This window comes from Dokdonella sp. (genome assembly GCF_019634815.1).
Classification (GTDB): Bacteria; Pseudomonadota; Gammaproteobacteria; order Xanthomonadales; family Rhodanobacteraceae; genus Dokdonella_A.
On the sequence record NZ_JAHCAP010000008.1, the window covers coordinates 83,066 to 101,339 of the forward strand.

Genomic DNA, 18,274 nt, shown 5'->3' on the forward strand with positions numbered 1-18,274 from the left:
TCGACCGATTTCAGCCGCTATTGTGTTTGCGCGCGCATGTGCGGCAAACACCATGCACTTCCAGAGTCTGCGCGCGCGCAGTGAAGCCGCGCTCACGCGCCTGCTCGCCCAGCAGGAGTGCCACCCGCTCGTCGCACAATTCGGCGGCACTCGAACATTCGTCACAGATCAGGAATGGAACCTGATGTGCTTCTTCGGGATGGTGGCAGCCAACGAAGGCGTTGATCGATTCGAGTTTGTGGATGAAGCCGTTCTCGAGCAGAAAATCGAGCGCGCGGTAAACAGTCGGCGGCGCCGCATTGCCGTGGTCCGCGCGCAATTGATCGAGCAGGTCGTACGCCTTGATCGGCTTGTCTGCCGCCGCGATCAATCCGAGCACGCGCAGGCGCAGCGGGGTCAGTCGCAATCCGCGCGATTCGCAGGCGACTTCGACCGCAGCGACGAAGCCTCGGGCATCATGGCGATGCTCATGGCGCTGTACGTGCTGGTGCAGGTTTGGCGACATCCGGATTCACCTTGTGGCACGGCATGCTAGCGCCGACGGCAGCGGGATTGAATCCTGCCCGTCTGCGCCAGCGCTCACTTCCAGTTGCGCGACTGACTCGCATCACGCAGCCGCGAGCGCGAAGAACGCGTCGCCGCCAGGGCAAGATCGGTCCCGCAATGCCGGCAACGCTTGAGCCCCGCGGGATTGGGCTTGGCGCACTCGGGGCACAACGGCTGCCTGGAGGCCGACAACATCACCACGATCCAGCCGATCGGTCCCAGCGCCAGTCCCCACAACAGCCCCCACAGCCAACGTCCCTTGGTCATGCCGAGCAAGGCGCCCACCAGCGCACAAGCGACCGTCAGGCCCAGGGCCCAATACCACAGGGAAGGTTCGAGCAAAGCCTTGGTGCAGGCATCAAGCAAGGCCTGCACCGCATCGAGATCGTCCCGATCCAGTGCAGCCAAGGCAGACAGCGAACACTCGAGCGCCATCAGGAGTCTCCCGATCCGATCATGCCAATCGCGGCCTCGATGCGACGCAGGGCCTCGTCACGACCGGCAAGATAGACCGTCTGATCGATCGATGGCGAGACCTGGGTTCCGGTCATTGCCACCCGCAACGGCTGCGCGATCTTGCCCATGCCTTCGCCGATGTCTGCCGCCGCCGCCTCGATCGCGCCGTGAATCGCCTCGACCTGCCACTGCGATACCGCCGCGAGTTGCGCGAGCGCCGCTTCCAGCGCCGCGCGTGCGGTGGCCGTGTGCAGGTGTTTGGCGACAGCAGTCTCATCAAAGGCCAGCAACGGCTGGTACCAGACGCGCGCCTTTTCGGCCATCTCCTTGAGGGTGCGCGCACGGTCGCGCAAGGCCACCACCACGTCGGCCGGCGCCGGCCCATCGCGCAAGTCGAAGCCTTGCGCGCTCAGGTGCCATCCCAGATGCACGGCAACCTCGGCCGGATCATCGTTCTTGAGGTATTGCTGGTTCAGCCACGAAAGCTTTTCCAGGTCGAAACGCGATGCCGCCTTGTTGACGTCTGCTGCGTCGAACAACTCGATCATCTGCGCGATCGAAAAGATTTCCTGATCGCCGTGCGACCAACCCAGACGAACGAGGTAATTGAGCAGGGCGTGCGGCAGGAAGCCATCGTCGCGGTACTGCATCACGCTGACCGCCCCATGCCGTTTGCTCAACTTCTGCCCATCGGCACCGAGGATCATCGGCAGATGGGCAAAACTCGGCACCCTGGCGCCGAGCGCGTGATAGATGTTGACTTGGCGCGGCGTGTTGTTGACATGGTCGTCGCCACGGATCACGTCGGTGATTGCCATGTCGATGTCGTCGACCACCACCGCGAAGTTGTAGGTGGGAAAGCCATCGGAGCGAATCAAGACGAGGTCATCGAGTTCGGCATTGCTCCATTCGACGCGCCCCTTGACCTTGTCCTCGAACACGACCGTGCCGGCAGCCGGATTCTTGAAGCGCAACACGCGATTGGGATCTTCGCGCCGCGGCAGATTCAGGTCACGTGCACGGCCGTCGTAGCGCGGCTTGTCACCCTTGGCCATGGCTGCCGCCCGCATCGCCTCGATTTCCTCCTTGGTCTCGTAGGCGTAGTAGGCCTTGCCGGCATTGAGCAGTTCCGCAGCCACCGCCTGATAGCGATCCATGCGCAAGGTCTGGTAGTACGGGCCCTCATCGTGGGCAAGACCGAGCCAGTTCATGCCGTCGAGGATCGCCTGGACCGCGGCATCGGTGGAACGCTCCCGATCGGTATCCTCGATGCGCAGGATGAACTGGCCGCCACGGTGGCGCGCTTCAAGCCAGCAATACAGCGCGGTGCGCGCGCCACCGATATGCAGGTAGCCGGTGGGGCTGGGGGCAAAGCGGGTACGGACGGTCATGCGCGGCGTCTTGCGGGAAAACGCGTAGTTTAGTCGAAGCGCCCCGGCCTGCCGACGTACTGCTGATCAGTCGTCCAGCACGTCGTAGCCGCGGCCCGCCATGCAGCGACTGACGATCTCGCGCTGCCGGGCAACGCCAAAGGCGGCGCCGTCGATGCCGCCACTGGCCGCGCCCCAGGCCGCGACATGCGCGACATCGTCACCGCGCAGCCCCACTGCGACCGCGAGCAGCGCCCCGATCACGGCGCCGGCTGCGGCGCCACCTGCAGCGGGCGCCGCGGCCGGCCGCTGCGCGGCAAGGTCCTGACAATCCGCCAAATCATCGTCGTAGTTGCCGCGACTCACGCCGGAGTCGACGAGTGGGCGGTAGCCCTGCGCGGCGCAGCCGGCCAGCATCAGCGCCAGTCCGATCGATGCAATTCTGAGGTCCATCAACACTCCGCTCGCATGAATTCGAGAAGACAGGCAAAGCAGAAGTCATGCCATTGGCATACTCTTGCAAATCAACCCATGCGCCCCTGCATCCTCCGGCTGCGGAAAACACGCAGCCGCCTCGGCTGAAGCGCCTTCACCCGTCCCGTCCAATCTGGAGTTCCGCGGCATGACCCCGGCTGTGTTCCGCACCTTCCTGCTTTGCTGCCTGCTGGCCCTGCTGACCGCCTGCGCACATGCGCCGCACCATTCCGCGACCGTGCCGGTCGGCACGCGCGCGCAATTGGCGATCCTCGAGTCGACCGACCTCCACGCCAACATCCGCAGTTACGACTATTACCAGGACAAGGCCGACCCGACGCTCGGCTTCGAGCGCATGGCAACCCTCGTCCGCCAGGCCCGGGCTGAATTTCCCAACAGCCTGCTGTTCGATGCCGGCGACACCATCCAGGGCACGGCGCTGGCTGATTATCAGGCCTTGGTCGAACCACTGCCCTGTACCGAGGAACTGGCGATCTACCGCGCGATGGATGCATTGGGCTACGACGGCGGCACGATCGGCAACCATGAATTCAACTATGGCCTGCCCTTCCTCGCCCAGGTCAGCGGCGAGACGATGAACGTCGATGGCGTCAACACGCGCCGCTGTGCGGGGCCGAACTTCCCGCGGGTGCTCGCCAACGTGTTCAGTGCGCGCGACCAGCAGCCGATCTTCCCGCCCTACGCGGTACTCGAGCGCACGCTCAAGGTCGAACTCGACGGCAAACAGCTCACGGCGCCGATCCGCATCGGCATCATCGGTTTCACGCCGCCACCGATCATGATGTGGGACCAGCGCAATCTCGAGGGCAAGATTTTCGTCAAGGGCCTGGTCGAGGCGGCGCGCCAGTACCTGCCCAGGCTGCGTGCGCAAGGCGTGGATCTGGTGATCGCGATTTCGCACGGTGGCATCGACCGTTCGCAGTACATGCCGATGATGGAGAACGCCAATCTCTATCTTGCCGCCGAGCCCGGCATCGACGTGCTCCTGCTCGGCCACTCGCACACCGTTTTCCCGGAAGGCCAGCGCAAGGGCAAGCGTCGATTTGCCGGCATTGCGGGCGTGGATGACGAGCGCGGTTTCATCCACGGCAAGCCAGCGGTCATGGGTAATTTCTGGGGCAAGAGTCTGGGCGTGATCCAGCTCGCGCTGGTGCGTGAAGCGGGCCATTGGAAGATCGACCCCGACACCACCAAGGTGGAGGTACGCGACATCAAGCAGGCCGATGGCAGCTACGTCGAACCCGATCGGGAAATCGCCACGCTGGTCGAGCCCGTGCATGAAGCCACGCGCCGCTATGTCGCCACGCCGATCGGTGACAGCGACTACCCGATGACGACCTACTTCGCCGATGTCGGCGATGTCAGCGCGCTGCAGCCGGTCAACGCTGCACAAGCAGACTACGTACGTCGCTACATCGCCGACAATCTGCCGCAGTACAAGGAATTGCCGGTGCTGTCTGCGGCCGCTCCATTCAAGGGCGGCTTTGGCGGCCCCGGCGACTATACCGATGTGCCGGCCGGCCCCTTGGCGATCCGCAACGCCGCCGACCTGTATCTCTACCCGAACACCTTGACGGCGGTGAAGATCGACGGCGCCACGCTCAAAGCCTGGCTCGAGCGATCCGCGCAGCGTTTCAATCGCATCGACCCCGACCGCAACGACGTGCAGGTACTCGTCAACCGGCGCTTTTCCGTCTACAACTTCGACGTGATCCAGGGTGACCTGAGCTACGCGATCGATGTGACCAGGGAGGCAGGCTCGCGTATCGTCGATCTGCGCCATCGCGGTGCCCCAGTGATGCCGACCCAAGACTTCATCGTCGTCACCAACAACTACCGGGCAAGTGGTGGCGGCAGCTTTCCCGGCCTCGATGGCAGCAACATCGTGCTGGCGGCGCCCGACGCCAATCGCGACGTGCTGATCGATTGGGTGCGCGAACACCGTCATTTGACACGCGCTGAGGATGGCGCAAATCGCAATTGGCACTTCGTGCCGGTCAAGACCAAGGCTGCGGTGACCTTCGCATCGGCCAGCGGCAAGCTCGAGCTCGCCAAGGCTGCCGGCTTGGTCAATATCCGCGTGCTCAAGGACAATGGCGACGGTACTTCGCTCTATGCCATCGATCTGTCCACAACCACCCGCTGATTTTCGCGCTTGTTCAGGAGCCCGCCATGTCCCGCCTGCCACTCGCCCTCACCATTGCCCTCCTGCTTGGCGCCTGCGCGCAGCAAGTGACGCCACCGCCGACCACGTCACCGGTGCAATCGGCTTCAACCGCGCCCGCAAGCGCCGATGCGCAGTTCAGCGCGCTGGGCCAACGTTGGCTCGACGGCATCCTCAAGGCCAGTCCGGTAAACGCCACCCAGTTCGGCGACCACCACCATGACAGCGCGCTCGATGACCTCGGTCCCACTGCCCGTGCCAATGCGCTCGCTTTCTCGCAATCGGTGCTGGCTGATCTCGATCACATCGACCGCGCCGCGCTCTCGCGCGAGAACCAGGTCGATTACGCGATCCTGCACAACCAGCTGCAATCGGATATCTGGTCAGCGCAAACGCTGCAGGAGTGGGCCTGGAATCCGCTGATCTATACCGGCATAGCCGGCAATTCGCTGTTCACTCTGATGGCACGCGATTTCGCCCCGCTGCCGCAACGCCTGCGCTCCGCCACCGCACGCATGGAGAAACTGCCCGGGCTCTACGCGCAGATGCGTGCGAACCTGGATCCGGCGCGGGTACCGAAAATCCATGCCGAAACCGCGTCCAGGCAGCTCAAGGGCGTGCTTGCGATCGTCGACGACCAGATCATTCCGCATGCGGGCGAACTGGGCGGCGAAGATCGGCAACGGCTCGATGCCGCGATTGCCGGGCTGCGCAAGGCCATCGACGACAACCAGAAATGGATCGACACCGAACTGGTACCCAAGGCCAGAGGTGACTTCCGCATTGGTGCCACGCTGTACGATCAGAAGCTTGCCTTTTCGCTCAATTCACCGCTCTCCCGCCAGCAAATCCGCGAACGCGCCGAGCAGGCACTCAGTGACACCCGCGAACAGATGTACGAAATCGCGCGGCGCGTACTCAAGGGCAAGCGCAAGGCGCCTGCGCTGCCTGAGCATCCGAACGAGAAGCAGCAGCAGGCAGCGATCCAGGCTGCGCTGGAACTTGCCTACGCCGAGCATCCCGCGCGCGACCAGGTGGTGGCGACCGCGCAGGCCGAACTCGCCAAGGCCACCGACTTCGTGCGCAGCCACGATCTGGTCGCCATGCCTGATGCACCGGTGGAGGTCATCACCATGCCCGAATTCGCACGCGGCGTGGCACTTGCCTACTGCGATTCGCCCGGCCCGCTCGACAAGGGACTGGCGACCTTCTATGCGGTCTCACCGATTCCGGACGATTGGACCAAGCCGCAGGTCGAATCCTTCCTGCGCGAATACAACACGCGCTCGATCGCCGAGCTCACCGTGCACGAGGCGATGCCCGGACATTTCCTCCAGCTCTGGCATTCCAACCGCTACCCGTCGGTGCTGCGTGCGGTGCTCGGCTCGGGCACCTTCATCGAAGGCTGGGCGGTGTATGCCGAGCAGCTCATGGTCGATCAGGGCTTTCTCGACCACGATCCGCTGTTCGACCTCGTGCACCTGAAATGGAACCTGCGCGTGATCGCCAACGCCCTGCTCGACCAGGGGGTGCAGGTCGACGGCATGACGCGCGATGAGGCAATGCACCTGATGACGGTCAAGACCTTCCAGCAGGAGCGCGAGGCGGCGGCGAAGTGGGTGCGCGCCCAGCTCACCGCAGCCCAACTGCCGACCTATTTCGTCGGCTGGCAGGAACACCTCGACCTGCGCCGCGAAGCCGAGCAGCGTTGGGGCGCATCCTTCAACCAACGTCGCTACAACGATGCCGTGCTGTCGTTCGGCTCGCCACCGGTGCGCCATGTGCGCGAGCTGATGTTCGACCTGCCGATCCAGTGATGTCGTGCGCCGCGTTGCCGACTCCGGATCGGCAGCGCGGCCAAGCACTCACTTGACGTGGATGGTGATGCGCGGCGAGACGATCGGCGGATCGAACTGCACATGCCGCGCATCACCGAGATCGAGCTGCAGGGTATGCGTGCCCGGCGTCAGTTCGATCGTGTCTTGCGTCTGCGCCTTGCCATAATGGCGATGGTTTGCATCGGCTGGAATCGGCAGATCGAGCGGCGGCAGCTTGTCGACATCGATCAGCAGATGGTGATGCCCGGAACCCGGCGTCGCATCCCCTGCCGGCTTGAGTGCGATGCCGCTGATGCCGAACTTGACCGTGACTTCGCGGCCGACCGTGTCGCCATCGCGCGGCGAAAGAATCTCGACCTTGGCGCCCTTGGGTGCGGGCAACGGCGCAAGTCCGCCCGGCGCCTCATGGCTTGCATGGCTTGTCGCGTCTTGTGCCAGCGCGGGTGACATTGCGGCCAAGGCAAGGCTGGAGATGGCTCCAACAAGAACACGGCGTGGAAAAATGCTCATCAACTGACTCCTTCGATCACGAAACCACGCCATCATAGCCCTTGGGCGGGTTCGAGCTCATCGGCTTGTGATGAGCATGAATGCCCCCAACCTATTGCGTTCGCGTTCATCAGGTCCGAATTCGTGAGCCAATTCCGCGGTCGCATCGATACCTGGTCGGTCATTACACGCCTCTGGCCTGAAGTGTGGCGCTACCGTGGCCGCGTCGGGCTCGCACTCATCCTGCTGGTCGCAGGCAAGCTGGCCACGATCGGCGTGCCGATCGTGCTCAAACTGCTGGTCGACGCGCTCGACCTCTCGCCACGCCCGCTGCTGGTGCCGCTGGCCCTGCTGCTCGCCTATGGCGCGTTCCGCATGGGCATGGCGGCTTTTCAGGAACTTCGTCAGGTGGTGTTCGCGCGCGTGCTTGCGCGCACCTCGCGCAATGTCACCTTGCGCACCTTCGAGCACCTGCATCGGCTCAGCCTGCGCTTTCACCTCGACCGGCGCACCGGCGGCGTTGCCCGCGACGTCGAGCGCGGCATGACCGCAACCTCGGATCTGCTCGACTGGACGATCTACACGATCCTGCCGACCCTGCTCGAAGTGGTCATCGTCTGCGCCATCCTGATGTCGCGCTTTGATGTCTCGTTCACCCTGATCACGCTCGCGACCCTGGTTGCCTACATCGCCTTCACTTTCTCGGTAACCGAGTGGCGAATGCGCTATTACCGCGCTGCCAAGGCGGCCGACACCGAAGCCAACGAGACCGCGGTCGATTCACTGCTCAACTACGAAACCGTCAAGTATTTCGGCAACGAGGGCCACGAATTCTCGCGCTATGACCGTTCGCTGATTCGTTACGAAGAGGCGACCGTCAAGAGCATGAAGACGCTTGCCGTACTCAATGTCGGGCAGGTCACGATCGTCGCGGTCGGCCTGACCCTGTTGTTGTGGCGGTCGGCACAGGGCGTGATCGCGGGCAGCATGACGATCGGCGACTTCGTCCTCGTCAATGCCTTCCTGCTTCAGCTCTCCGCGCCGCTCAACTATCTCGGCATGGTCTACCGCGAGGTCAAGCAGGGCCTGATCAACATCGAGCGCCTGTTCGAACTGCTCGGCGAGGCGCGTGAGGTCGAGGATCCCGCGGGCGCCTTGCCACTGGCGGTCACTGGTGCCGAGATAGTCTTCGACCACGTCGACTTCGGCTATCAGCCCGAGCGCACGATCCTGCATGACCTCAGCTTCCGCGTCGCCCCCGGCCAGACGGTAGCCGTGGTCGGCACCACCGGCGCGGGAAAATCGACACTTGCGCGCCTGTTGTTCCGCTTCTACGACGTGAACGCAGGGCGCATCACGATAGATGGCCAGGACATCCGCACGGTGACCCAGCAATCGCTGCGCGCTGCGATCGGCATCGTGCCGCAGGATACCGTGCTATTCAACGACACCATCTATTACAACATCGCCTATGGCCGGCCACAGGCCAGCCGTGAGGAAGTCATCGCCGCCGCTCGTGCCGCCCACATCCATGACTTCATCGAGTCGCTGCCCAATGGCTACGAAACCAACGTCGGCGAGCGCGGGCTCAAACTCTCGGGTGGTGAAAAGCAACGCGTTGCGATTGCCCGCACCCTGCTCAAGCAGCCAGCCATCCTGATCTTCGACGAGGCCACCAGTGCACTCGACACCCGCACCGAAAAGATCATTCAACGTGAGCTGGTCGAAATCGCCAGCGGCCGCAGCACACTGGTGATCGCCCATCGGCTGTCGACGATCGTCAACGCCGATCTCATCCTCGTGCTCGAGCAGGGGCGCATCGTCGAGCGCGGCACGCATGCGCAACTGCTTGCGGCCGGGGACCGCTATGCGAAACTGTGGGCAATGCAGCAACGCGCGGTTGACGCGAATGCAACCGGCAATGCCACCGAGCCGGTCGAAGCCTGACACTCAACGTCAGTTTTGGCGCAATTGGCTGGTCGGGATCGGCCGGATTGCCGGTATGTTTCTTGCTAGCGGATTGCCAAACCCCTGATGGACGCACCTCAGTGAATCGCAAGACCCACACGCTCTACATGCTCGGTGCCACTGCCGACCAGAACACCGTGCTGACGCGCCTGCTCGACAACCTGCCCGATCGTTCCTGGCAGATGGGCACTGCCGACAGCGCCGACCTGCTGCTGGTCGATGTCGATTCGGTCTACGGACACATGGACTGGCTCAAGGCTCAGTCAACAGGTCGTCCGGTCGCGGCCGTTTCTTCGGGCGATGCCCACAGCGCCGAATACCATCTGCGCAAGCCGTTTTCGACCAGCGCACTGGCCGCGCTGCTGGCCGATGTCGCCGCCCGCGTACCTGCTGTGCGAATCAGTGCCGCCCCGCCCGTCGCGCACACCCCTGCCCCAACCAACCACGCGGCTGCAGCCGTCACCGCGACTCCGATTCGCCCGGCGCCGGCGGCGCCGGTCCAGGTCGAAGCGGCAGCCCACGCCGAGCCGCCCGTGGCCGCCATTCCGGCCGGACCGCAAACTCTGCTCGACCTGCTCGGCAGCCCCGAACAGCCCGGCAAGCGCTGGCGCCTTCGTCACGATGGCCAACCGGCCCTGGTGCTCGACGGCAGTCATCAACTCGCCTATGCCGAGGACGTTTCCCTCAAGGCGCTTTCGCCTTGGTGCAGCCTGCCGCTGGACGCAATCAAGCTCGAGCAGCTTGATGCCACCACCCTGGTGCCCGCGATCCGCAACCAAGCTTCCCTGCCTTACGCGCGCCTGTCCTGGCTTGCCCACCTGCTTGGCAGCAACGGCCAGCTCGAAGCCCAGCTGGATCCGGCCGGCCGCTACAAGCTTGCGCGCTGGCCGCAGAGCGAACGCGAATTCCCCAAGCATTTCCGCATCGCCACCGCGATGATGAAAGCCCACGCCACCGTCGAGGAAATTGCCGAGGCCAGCGGCTCATCGGCTGCCGACGTTGCCAATTTCATCAATGCCTACAACGCCAGCGGTCATATCGAAGCCGAATCGAGCGATCGCGATGCCGGCGCCGAGCAGCGTCGCAGCGGCCTGTTCGGCCGCAACCGCTGAGGATGCAAATTGAGGTTGACGAAAGGCGCGCAGCTCACTATTCTCTCGCGCTCCCTTGAGGGGCCATAGCTCAGCTGGGAGAGCGCTTGCATGGCATGCAAGAGGTCGCCGGTTCGATCCCGGCTGGCTCCACCAAAGGTTTCCGGTTTCCGACGTCCCCATCGTCTAGAGGCCCAGGACACCGCCCTTTCACGGCAGTAACAGGGGTTCGAATCCCCTTGGGGACGCCAGTTCAGTGAAAGGAACGATTGCTGCAGGATGCGGCAGAGTGAAAACAGCGCGGAGCGGTAGTTCAGCTGGTTAGAATGCTGGCCTGTCACGCCGGAGGTCGCGGGTTCGAGTCCCGTCCGCTCCGCCATCTACAAGTCCGACGGCGTCCGAGAACGTCCGACGGAACACAGAAACCCCGCGATTCGCGGGGTTTTTTGTTGAACGGCGTTCAGCGGCGTCCAATGACAGCCGGAACGGATTGTGAGTACGACTGTGCGCAGGACGGAAGAATTCCGGAGGTTGTGGATGCGCACAGGTTGACCAACACAGGATAGACACGCCCTGCGCGCCAAGCGTCCATACTCGGGCATGGCGGGCACCCCGCCGTCAGGGTTCAAAATTATCGGCAAAAATCTGATCCATCGTGAAGAGGCTGACAATGTTCTCTGCTGGCCTGCCGACGACCAACTGCTGGCGTGTCGGGTCATAGCTGTACACCATCGAACCGCCACCATTGGCCACACCACCACGCACACTATTCCATGCCGCGACTTTCCCAACGAGCCGGTAGTGCCCACTCGCCAAAGTCATCGCCCCTGCATCGGCGAGGGCGCCATTGTCCCAACTGGGGATGTACACCACATAGTTGCCGTCACTCAAGCCGAAGGCCAAGCCGACGCCATCGCCTGAGCTACCACCGACCAATGAGTTTCTGGCCGTGACCAATCCCGGAAGCGCCTGGCCGCCACGAACCCAAGTGATTGCACCAACCTGAGCACCACCAGCGTCATGCCAGTTATTGCTCGCAACCACATAACTGCCTGCCGCCGTGCCCACGATCCCGTTACTTCCTATCCGGTCGTTGGCAGAAACACCTATCAGCGACTGACCTGGCGCCACTTGTCCGAACAAGCCGAGCGAACCGCTGGCCCAGGTTGCCGCGCCCGCAGCGGTCGCACCGCCGTTATTCCAGCCGGGGCTTGCGACAGCGTAATTCCCGTCCGCCAGAGCGAACGCCCATCCAGACTTCGTGCCGGTAAAGGAATTCGCTGCTGTCACCTGTCCTGTACAAATACCCCCGGCCGCACACCAGGTCGCAGCACCTTGCCCACCATTCCAACTCGGACTGCTTACAGCATAGTTGCCGCCAATCAGTGCATCCACCTTGTTGCAGACCCTGTCCCCGGACACTGTGCCCGTCAGCGAATTGCCCGTCGAAGCCACGCCCACCACACCGACGGTGCCACTCCCCCAAGTCGCGGCGCCCATCGAATTCGACCAATACGGGGTGCACGCCACGTAATTTCCGTCCTGAAGTGCGATGACTGTGCCCACCTCTTCGCCAGGCGCGGCGCCATGGAGTGAGTTACTGGTCGTCACGGCGCCTGCCGTTCCGACCAGACCATTGCCCCATGTGGCAGCCCCGACGCGGGCATCTGGCACACCATTGTTCCAATACCTGCTGGATACGACGTAATGACCGTTGCTCAATGCAACCGTTCCGGACACCCCAACTCGGTCACCGACTGTCGTCCCGTACAGTGAATTGGTGATGGAAACCGCAGTACCTGTTGCCTCCGTTCCATCGACCCAAGTCACGGCGCCATAGCGAGCGTCGACCGACCCGTTGCTCCACATCGGGCTGTTGATCGTGTAGTTGCCATTTGAAAGCGCGGCGCCATCAAACCCCACGGAATCACCATTAGTCGTGCCATGCAATGAATTGGTTATGGACACCAGCGCCGCCGTCGGAGTGTTGCCATTGGCCCATGTCGCCGCACCCACACCGTTCCAGTATGGGCTCAAGACGACATAGTTCCCGTTGGTCAGCGCGAACGCCTTCAAGCCTACGTTGTCGTTGTTTGCTGAACCGATCAGTGAATTGCTTGCAGAGACAGGTCCGTTCATTCCGCTCGTGCCACTGATCCATGTTGCGGCACCAGCATCGGTGGCCGATGGACTGCTCCAACTCGGACTCAAGACCACGAAATTCCCATCGCCGACCACGATGATGCCGCCGCTTCCAACGCTGTCATAGGTCATGGTTCCAGTCAGTGTGGAAATCAGGGTCCCCGCGGGAGAGTAGAGGTAGACCGCGCCTGCCTTCACCTGACCAGCAATCGTCGCTTGTGGATCCGTGACAACGAAGTTCCCGTTTGGCAGCGCTGTCACCGTAGTTCCGAATTTCATGCTGCCAGATGGGCCCGAAATGTCTGTTTGCGATGCCATGACCGCAGGTGATACGAAGCTGGCCGCAACAATCGCGACCAAGGTCCGCACCATCCTTGAACGTCCCGCAGTCTCAAAAGAACTCATACTCATTCCCCCCGCTCCGGTAGAACTATCCGAGTGATGCCGCTCTCGCGACCCCATGGTTTCGACATGCGGACCTGCGCGAACCGCCTGCGTACGCCTCCATCGACGCGTGCCTGCCATGTCGATCTACTTGACCTAGATCTTGGCCGCGCTCCGCGCGAGAGATTGCCGAGTCAAGCACAATGCACAGCGAGTCCGTTACGGCTGTATGCAGGACCAGGGCCGTTCTCAAACGCTTCCTCGATGTGCAATTTCCGCGCCAACAAGCCATGCAGGTCGCGCGAGCAACTCAACGCGAGCACACAAACAGGCGAAGCATGACGAACTACCAAGCATGGCAGTCCCTCACGCCACGCGTACCAATGTGACACGGCTGGCATCTCCGAGCACCGCAGCTTCCTGCATCATTTGATCGTGCACGGAAGATCACTGGTTCGCACATTCAGATGGTTGTTGTCTCAGCGCGCATCGTCGGGCGCGCGATACACCACACCGTCCTTCATCACGAACACGGGCTTGCGCAGCGCGTCGATTGCAACGCTCGGATCGCCTTCGAAGGCGGCGAGATCGGCGCGCATGCCCGGCGCAATGCGGCCGATCCGATCCTGTTGGCGCAGGACTTTCGCGGCGATGTCGGTGGCTGCATGCAGCGCCTGCGCCGGGCTCATGCCGAGCTTGACCATCCACTCCAGTTCACGCCAGTTCTCGCCATGCTTGAACACGCCCACATCGCTGCCATTGGCGATCGTCACGCCGAGCTTGAGCGCGGTACGGAATGCATGTTCGGACTCGCGCATGCGTGGCGTCGGCTCGCCGCCGGGCACGTACTTCTCGAAGTATTCACCGATCGCCGCGACTGCCGTGAGGGTCGGCACGTAAACCACGCCATGCTGCTTGAGCAGCTTCATGGTGGCCTCGGTCGCGGCATCGCCATGCTCGATCGTATCGATGCCGGCCTCGACCGCCATGCGCACGCCCGCGTCACTGCCCGCATGCGCCGAGACCGGTCGGCCGAGTTGGTGCGCAGCGTCGATGATTGTCTTCATTTCCACGGCGTTGAACGTGGGCATGGTTTCTCCATTCGGGCCGACCCGATAGTCGGCGTAGAACTTGATCCAGTCCGCCCCGCGTGAGGCCTGTTCGCGCACCGCGCGCAGCGCTTCGTCCACGCCGGTGACCGGCTGCGCGCCCTGCGGCAGATCGAGGTCGGGCCGGAAGCCCTTCGGCCCCGGACCATAACTGGAACTGGCGACGATCGCGCGCGTAGCGACGAACAGGCGCGGGCCGGGGATCAAGCCTTCATCGATCGCGCGCTTGATCGACACGTCGGCGTAGCCCGCACCTTCCGTGCCCAGATCGCGCAAGGTGGTGAAGCCGGCCATGAGCGTTGCCCTGGCGTGGTTCGCCGCGAGCACGGTGCGATAGTCCTGCGGCTCCTTGAGCACCTGATCGTTCCACGACACCTCGTTGTAGGGGTGCAGGAACAGGTGCGAATGCAGGTCGATCAGGCCCGGCGTGAGCGTGGCGCCCGGCAGGGCAATGCGGCGCGCGCCGGCTGGGATCTCGAGCGACGCCTCGGCGCCCACCGCGGCGATCACGCCATCATGCACGAGCACGGCGAGTCCGGATCGGGCGACATCATCCTGCCCGCTCCAGACCTTGTCAGGCACCAGCAGCAGATCGCCAGCCGGCGCAGGCATGGCGCTGGCGAGCGATGGCCGGTTCAGGATGCACAACGCGACGAGAACACCCACCAAGACAGATGGACGCATGAGACCCCCTTCGACAGGCAGCGATCGCGGCTTTGGATTGTGCGCACGCAAACAAGGTTGCGGCAAGCTCGAAGCCCGCGTGATGCCTCGGGACGCCACGCGCCGCACAAAAAAAGCCGCAGCGCGAGGCTGCGGCTCCGGTGTCTTTCAGGAAGAAAAGTTCAGGCGGGTGAAACTTCTTCGGCTTGCAGCCCCTTCTGGCCCTGCACGACGCGGAACGTCACCTTCTGGCCTTCCTGCAGGGTCTTGAAGCCCGAACCGGTGATCGCGCGGAAATGCACGAACACGTCCGGCCCATTCTCGCGGCTGATGAAGCCGAAGCCCTTGCTCTCATTGAACCATTTGACGGTACCCGATTCACGATCCGACATGTAACTCTCCGTTGCAACGCTGGGGAAAAATCCCATTCCTTGCGGAATGGCGAGCACTGGGTATGCCGGTGAAACGATGAAGCGGATCATCCGTCGCGCACGGAAACATCCCGCGCACGCAAAACCGTGCAGACACAGCGGCGCAAGTCTACTCGACTCGCGCGGTCTTGCCAGCCTCGCGCGCATGCTGCGGTGCGCAACAACGCAGGCCGCCTGTGAGGCTCAATAGGAGCGCACTTCTTGCGGCGGGCTGCGCATGAAACCCTGCCACGCTTGCGCGAGCGAGCGCAGTCCGCCGGGGTAGTGCTGCTCGAACCAGCGCTCCGGCGCCACCGCCGTGCACGGCGCCGCGGCCTGTTGGTGCAGCAATCCGCCCAGCGCGTCGCGCCCCTCGCTGCTGCCCATGAGCATCGCCACCAGTGCGAACGCTCGTCGATAGCGCATTTCGCGTGCGGCCATCGTGCTGCCGTCGAGATAGAAGGCTTCACCTTCCGGCGCCAGCAGATCCACCAGCGCTTCGGTGCCATCGCCGTCCGGTGCTGCCGCGAGCAGCGCCGTCCGTTCACTGCCGATGTCGACCTGCCCACCCATGCCGGCACTGCGATAGCGGCCAAAGTATTCAGCCAGCCCCTCGTTGATCGACACCGCGAGGTTGCCGACCGCCTCGTGCACGAGCGCATGCACGATCTCGTGGCGCAGCACGGCGAAGTTGCCTTCTCCCTCGTCCTGCATGCGCACATGAATCGTGCGCGTCGCGGTCGAATAGGCGCCTGCCGACTGCGCCAGCGCAGGCGCGCCGATCAGGCGCGCGTACTCCTGCGCGGAGCGCACGAAAACAATCCGCAAACTCAAACCTTGGGGAATCGACACCGCAAGCGTGTCATGCAGGACGCGCTCGACCGCCAGCGCATCCGCCACCGCTCGCTGCTGCAACTGGTCGGGCAGATTCACGTCGTGGCCACTTGCCTCGATCACGACGCGCGGCACCGCAGCGAGCGTGACCGTGCGCACATCGCGCGCGCCGGTCGGTGGTTTGCGATCGGAGTAGTGGATGATGCCCTGGGCGTCGGTCCAGCGTTGCACCGCAAGCTTCGAACCCTCGCCAGCAGCCGACTTCGCCAGACACGCCGCCGAAGTCACCTGGCGCGCGCCGTCGAGCAGCGAATCGATCATCGCACCGGAAACCTGTGCAAGATTCTCCGGCAAACTCGGCATCGCCTCTGCGGCAGGTTCGCGAATGGGAGCCGGTGCGATGGAGCCGGGCTCGACAACGGCGGCCTCCGATGCCATGAGCGCGGCAGCCGGCGTCGGCTCCTTGCCGCAGCCCGCTAGCGCGCCGACAAGGACAGCAGCGATCAGCATGACGTGCACACACCGCGGATTTCCCGATTGCATCTCGCCCCCACGCCATGAAAAGTTCAACACCCGCCATGCGACGGTTCGCCGACGTTAACCGCTCGCGGCTCAAGATCCAATCGGCGCCGCCCCGGCGTCGATGCACAGGTTTCGAACATGTACCGTCAACTCGCAGGCCTCGCCGCGATCCTGCTCGCCGGCAACGCCCAGGCCCAGACCATCAGCAGCGCGCGCTACCAGACTGCGCAGGGCGAATTGATCGTGACCACGCGGGAGGCGCCGTTGAATCACTTCGGCCCGGCCCCGCCATTCGCGCAACTGGATGTCGCTCTGCGTGGCTATCTCACCCCCGCCGACGCCATTGCCTATCCACCGCTCGCCAATGACTTCATCTTTGCCGACAGCAATCGCGACGGCCGTATATCAACACGTGAATACCAACGCTGGTCGCACGGGCAGTGACACGACGGGGCCCACGAAGGGCCCCGCTTGCCTGGGTGACGTCGCCGTGTCCGGCTGTGCACCTCACCGACGCACCCAGCCGCCGCCGCGCAAACGCCAGCCGTGGCCCCAATGCACCCAGTGCGCCCCGACGTAGTGATAACCGGGCCGCGCCGGCAGCCAGCGCCCACCCACCCAGACGTGACGACTGCCACTCCAGCGCCAATAGCCCGGCGCCCACACGTAACCGGCGCGGATGCCCACGCGTTCGACGCGCACCGGCGGCGGCGCAAAACCAATGGAAACACCGACCCAGGTGCGCGCCTGCACCGGAACGGCAGTGCACACGCCGAGCATGAGGGCGGCCGCGAACATCGAACCTGAGAGCTTGCGGGACAGCATTGCGATCTCCTCGTGAAACCGGATCGGGCGATCCGACATCGGCTTCAACGAGATTGGACACCATGCGTTGACCCACGCAATCCCATGGTTCAGCGTGCGGCAAGATCCGCAGCTGCGCTGCCGACATGGCGAATCGACCTCGCCGTGCAAACCGCGAAAGCAGCCATGCAGTGGGCTACAGCTCGAACTGCTCGTTGAGGATGCGCTCTTCGAGGTTGTGCTCGGGATCGAACAGCAGGGTCATCGTCCGTTCGCGCGACTCGCGGATGCGGACCTCGACGACATCGCGCACTTCGTGCGAATCGGCGGTCGCGCTCACCGGGCGCTTGTAGTGATCGAGGATCTCGAAGCGCACCTCGGTCACCGCCGGCAGGATCGCGCCGCGCCAACGCCGCGGCCGGAACGGACTGATCGGCGTGAGCGCCAGCAACTGCGAACCCAGCGGCAGGATCGGGCCGTGCGCGGACAGGTTGTAGGCCGTCGATCCCGCAGTGGTTGATACCAGCACGCCATCGCAGACCAGCTCCTCGATCTTGACCACACCATTGAGCGCAACGCGCACATGCGCCGCCTGCTTGGTCTGGCGCAGCAACGAGACTTCGTTGAAGGCCAGCGCCACCGCATCGCCTCCGGCTTCGGTGGTCGCCCGCATCTCCAGCGGCCGCAGCAAGGTCGGCTGGGCCTGGGCGATGCGCTCGGGCAATCCGTCGACCGCATGTTGATTCATGAGAAAGCCGACCGTGCCGAGCTTCATGCCGTACACCGGCACGCCACGCGCCATGTGCCGGTGCAGACTGCGCAGCATGAAACCGTCCCCACCGAGCGCAACGATCACTTCGGCCGTCTCGAGCGACGCGTCGCCATAACGCGCGACGAGTTCGACGCGCGCGGCGGCGGCCTCTTCGGTCTGTGCGGCAACGAAGGCGATACGCTGGGACATCAGGGCATGCCCTTGGGACGGGTGCCGA

Annotated in this window: 16 protein-coding genes and 3 tRNA genes; 8 read left to right on the plus strand and 11 right to left on the minus strand. The window is 63.8% G+C overall.

What is annotated here, in order from left to right; translation table 11 throughout:
* Nucleotides 1-10: 10 nt before the first annotated feature.
* The 4 genes from KF759_RS06135 to KF759_RS06150 form a co-directional block, all read right to left on the minus strand.
* A complete protein-coding gene (locus KF759_RS06135) occupies nt 11-505 on the minus strand; it encodes a transcriptional repressor (RefSeq protein WP_291223634.1) in 495 nt (164 codons plus the stop codon).
* A gap of 74 nt (nt 506-579) precedes the next feature.
* Nucleotides 580-981 (minus strand): hypothetical protein, encoded by a 402-nt coding sequence (locus KF759_RS06140; RefSeq protein ID WP_291223636.1) that lies wholly within the window; start codon nt 979-981, stop codon nt 580-582.
* Nucleotides 981-2,393 (minus strand): glutamate--tRNA ligase, encoded by a 1,413-nt coding sequence (gltX, locus tag KF759_RS06145; protein ID WP_291223639.1) that lies wholly within the window; start codon nt 2,391-2,393, stop codon nt 981-983. The genes KF759_RS06140 and gltX overlap by 1 nt, the downstream gene beginning before the upstream one ends.
* Nucleotides 2,394-2,459: 66 nt before the next feature.
* Nucleotides 2,460-2,825 carry a hypothetical protein gene (locus tag KF759_RS06150; RefSeq protein WP_291223641.1) on the minus strand — a complete coding sequence of 122 codons (366 nt, stop codon included), beginning with the start codon at nt 2,823-2,825 and terminating at the stop codon, nt 2,460-2,462.
* Between the two features lie 169 nt (nt 2,826-2,994).
* On the opposite strand from KF759_RS06150, the gene KF759_RS06155 reads away from it, so the two are divergent.
* Nucleotides 2,995-5,013, plus strand: a complete 2,019-nt coding sequence (locus KF759_RS06155; protein WP_291223643.1) for a bifunctional 2',3'-cyclic-nucleotide 2'-phosphodiesterase/3'-nucleotidase — start codon at nt 2,995-2,997, stop codon at nt 5,011-5,013.
* Nucleotides 5,014-5,039: 26 nt separating this feature from the next.
* Complete coding sequence (locus tag KF759_RS06160; RefSeq protein ID WP_345777425.1) at nt 5,040-6,848, plus strand: DUF885 domain-containing protein; 1,809 nt, start codon at nt 5,040-5,042, stop codon at nt 6,846-6,848.
* A gap of 48 nt (nt 6,849-6,896) precedes the next feature.
* Here KF759_RS06160 and KF759_RS06165 read toward each other — a convergent pair whose 3' ends face one another.
* A complete protein-coding gene (locus KF759_RS06165) occupies nt 6,897-7,379 on the minus strand; it encodes a DUF4399 domain-containing protein (RefSeq protein WP_291223645.1) in 483 nt (160 codons plus the stop codon).
* A 123-nt stretch (nt 7,380-7,502) separates the two neighbouring features.
* On the opposite strand from KF759_RS06165, the gene KF759_RS06170 reads away from it, so the two are divergent.
* The 5 genes from KF759_RS06170 (at nt 7,503) to KF759_RS06190 (ending at nt 10,796) form a co-directional block, all read left to right on the plus strand.
* On the plus strand, nt 7,503-9,305 hold the full coding sequence (locus KF759_RS06170) for an ABC transporter ATP-binding protein/permease (RefSeq protein ID WP_291223647.1): 1,803 nt from the start codon (nt 7,503-7,505) through the stop codon (nt 9,303-9,305).
* Between the two features lie 101 nt (nt 9,306-9,406).
* A complete protein-coding gene (locus tag KF759_RS06175) occupies nt 9,407-10,438 on the plus strand; it encodes a hypothetical protein (protein ID WP_291223649.1) in 1,032 nt (343 codons plus the stop codon).
* A gap of 59 nt (nt 10,439-10,497) precedes the next feature.
* A tRNA-Ala gene (locus KF759_RS06180) sits at nt 10,498-10,573 on the plus strand.
* Nucleotides 10,574-10,592: 19 nt separating this feature from the next.
* Nucleotides 10,593-10,668, plus strand: a tRNA-Glu gene (locus KF759_RS06185).
* A 51-nt stretch (nt 10,669-10,719) separates the two neighbouring features.
* Nucleotides 10,720-10,796 (plus strand) — tRNA-Asp (locus KF759_RS06190).
* A 239-nt stretch (nt 10,797-11,035) separates the two neighbouring features.
* Here the strand turns inward: KF759_RS06190 and KF759_RS06195 are convergent.
* The 4 genes from KF759_RS06195 to KF759_RS06210 all read right to left on the minus strand — a co-directional run bounded on the left by KF759_RS06195 (nt 11,036) and on the right by KF759_RS06210 (nt 16,322).
* Nucleotides 11,036-12,964 (minus strand): hypothetical protein, encoded by a 1,929-nt coding sequence (locus tag KF759_RS06195; protein ID WP_291223651.1) that lies wholly within the window; start codon nt 12,962-12,964, stop codon nt 11,036-11,038.
* 458 nt (nt 12,965-13,422) lie between these two features.
* Nucleotides 13,423-14,736 (minus strand): amidohydrolase family protein, encoded by a 1,314-nt coding sequence (locus KF759_RS06200; protein WP_291223654.1) that lies wholly within the window; start codon nt 14,734-14,736, stop codon nt 13,423-13,425.
* 161 nt (nt 14,737-14,897) lie between these two features.
* The gene (locus KF759_RS06205) at nt 14,898-15,107 is read right to left on the minus strand and encodes a cold-shock protein (RefSeq protein WP_291223656.1); all 210 of its coding nucleotides are present in this window, start codon (nt 15,105-15,107) and stop codon (nt 14,898-14,900) included.
* Nucleotides 15,108-15,329: 222 nt separating this feature from the next.
* Entirely contained in the window at nt 15,330-16,322 is a 993-nt protein-coding gene (locus tag KF759_RS06210) for a hypothetical protein (RefSeq protein WP_291223658.1), read from the minus strand.
* A 297-nt stretch (nt 16,323-16,619) separates the two neighbouring features.
* Between KF759_RS06210 and KF759_RS06215 the strand changes: the two genes are divergently transcribed.
* Entirely contained in the window at nt 16,620-16,925 is a 306-nt protein-coding gene (locus KF759_RS06215; protein WP_291223660.1) for a hypothetical protein, read from the plus strand.
* A 63-nt stretch (nt 16,926-16,988) separates the two neighbouring features.
* Here KF759_RS06215 and KF759_RS06220 read toward each other — a convergent pair whose 3' ends face one another.
* Together KF759_RS06220 and KF759_RS06225 are read right to left on the minus strand one after the other, a co-directional pair.
* Nucleotides 16,989-17,261: a hypothetical protein gene (locus KF759_RS06220; RefSeq protein ID WP_291223701.1), complete on the minus strand. Its 273-nt coding sequence runs from the start codon at nt 17,259-17,261 to the stop codon at nt 16,989-16,991.
* A 220-nt stretch (nt 17,262-17,481) separates the two neighbouring features.
* Nucleotides 17,482-18,246 (minus strand): NAD kinase, encoded by a 765-nt coding sequence (locus KF759_RS06225; protein WP_291223662.1) that lies wholly within the window; start codon nt 18,244-18,246, stop codon nt 17,482-17,484.
* Between the last annotated feature and the right edge of the window lie 28 nt (nt 18,247-18,274).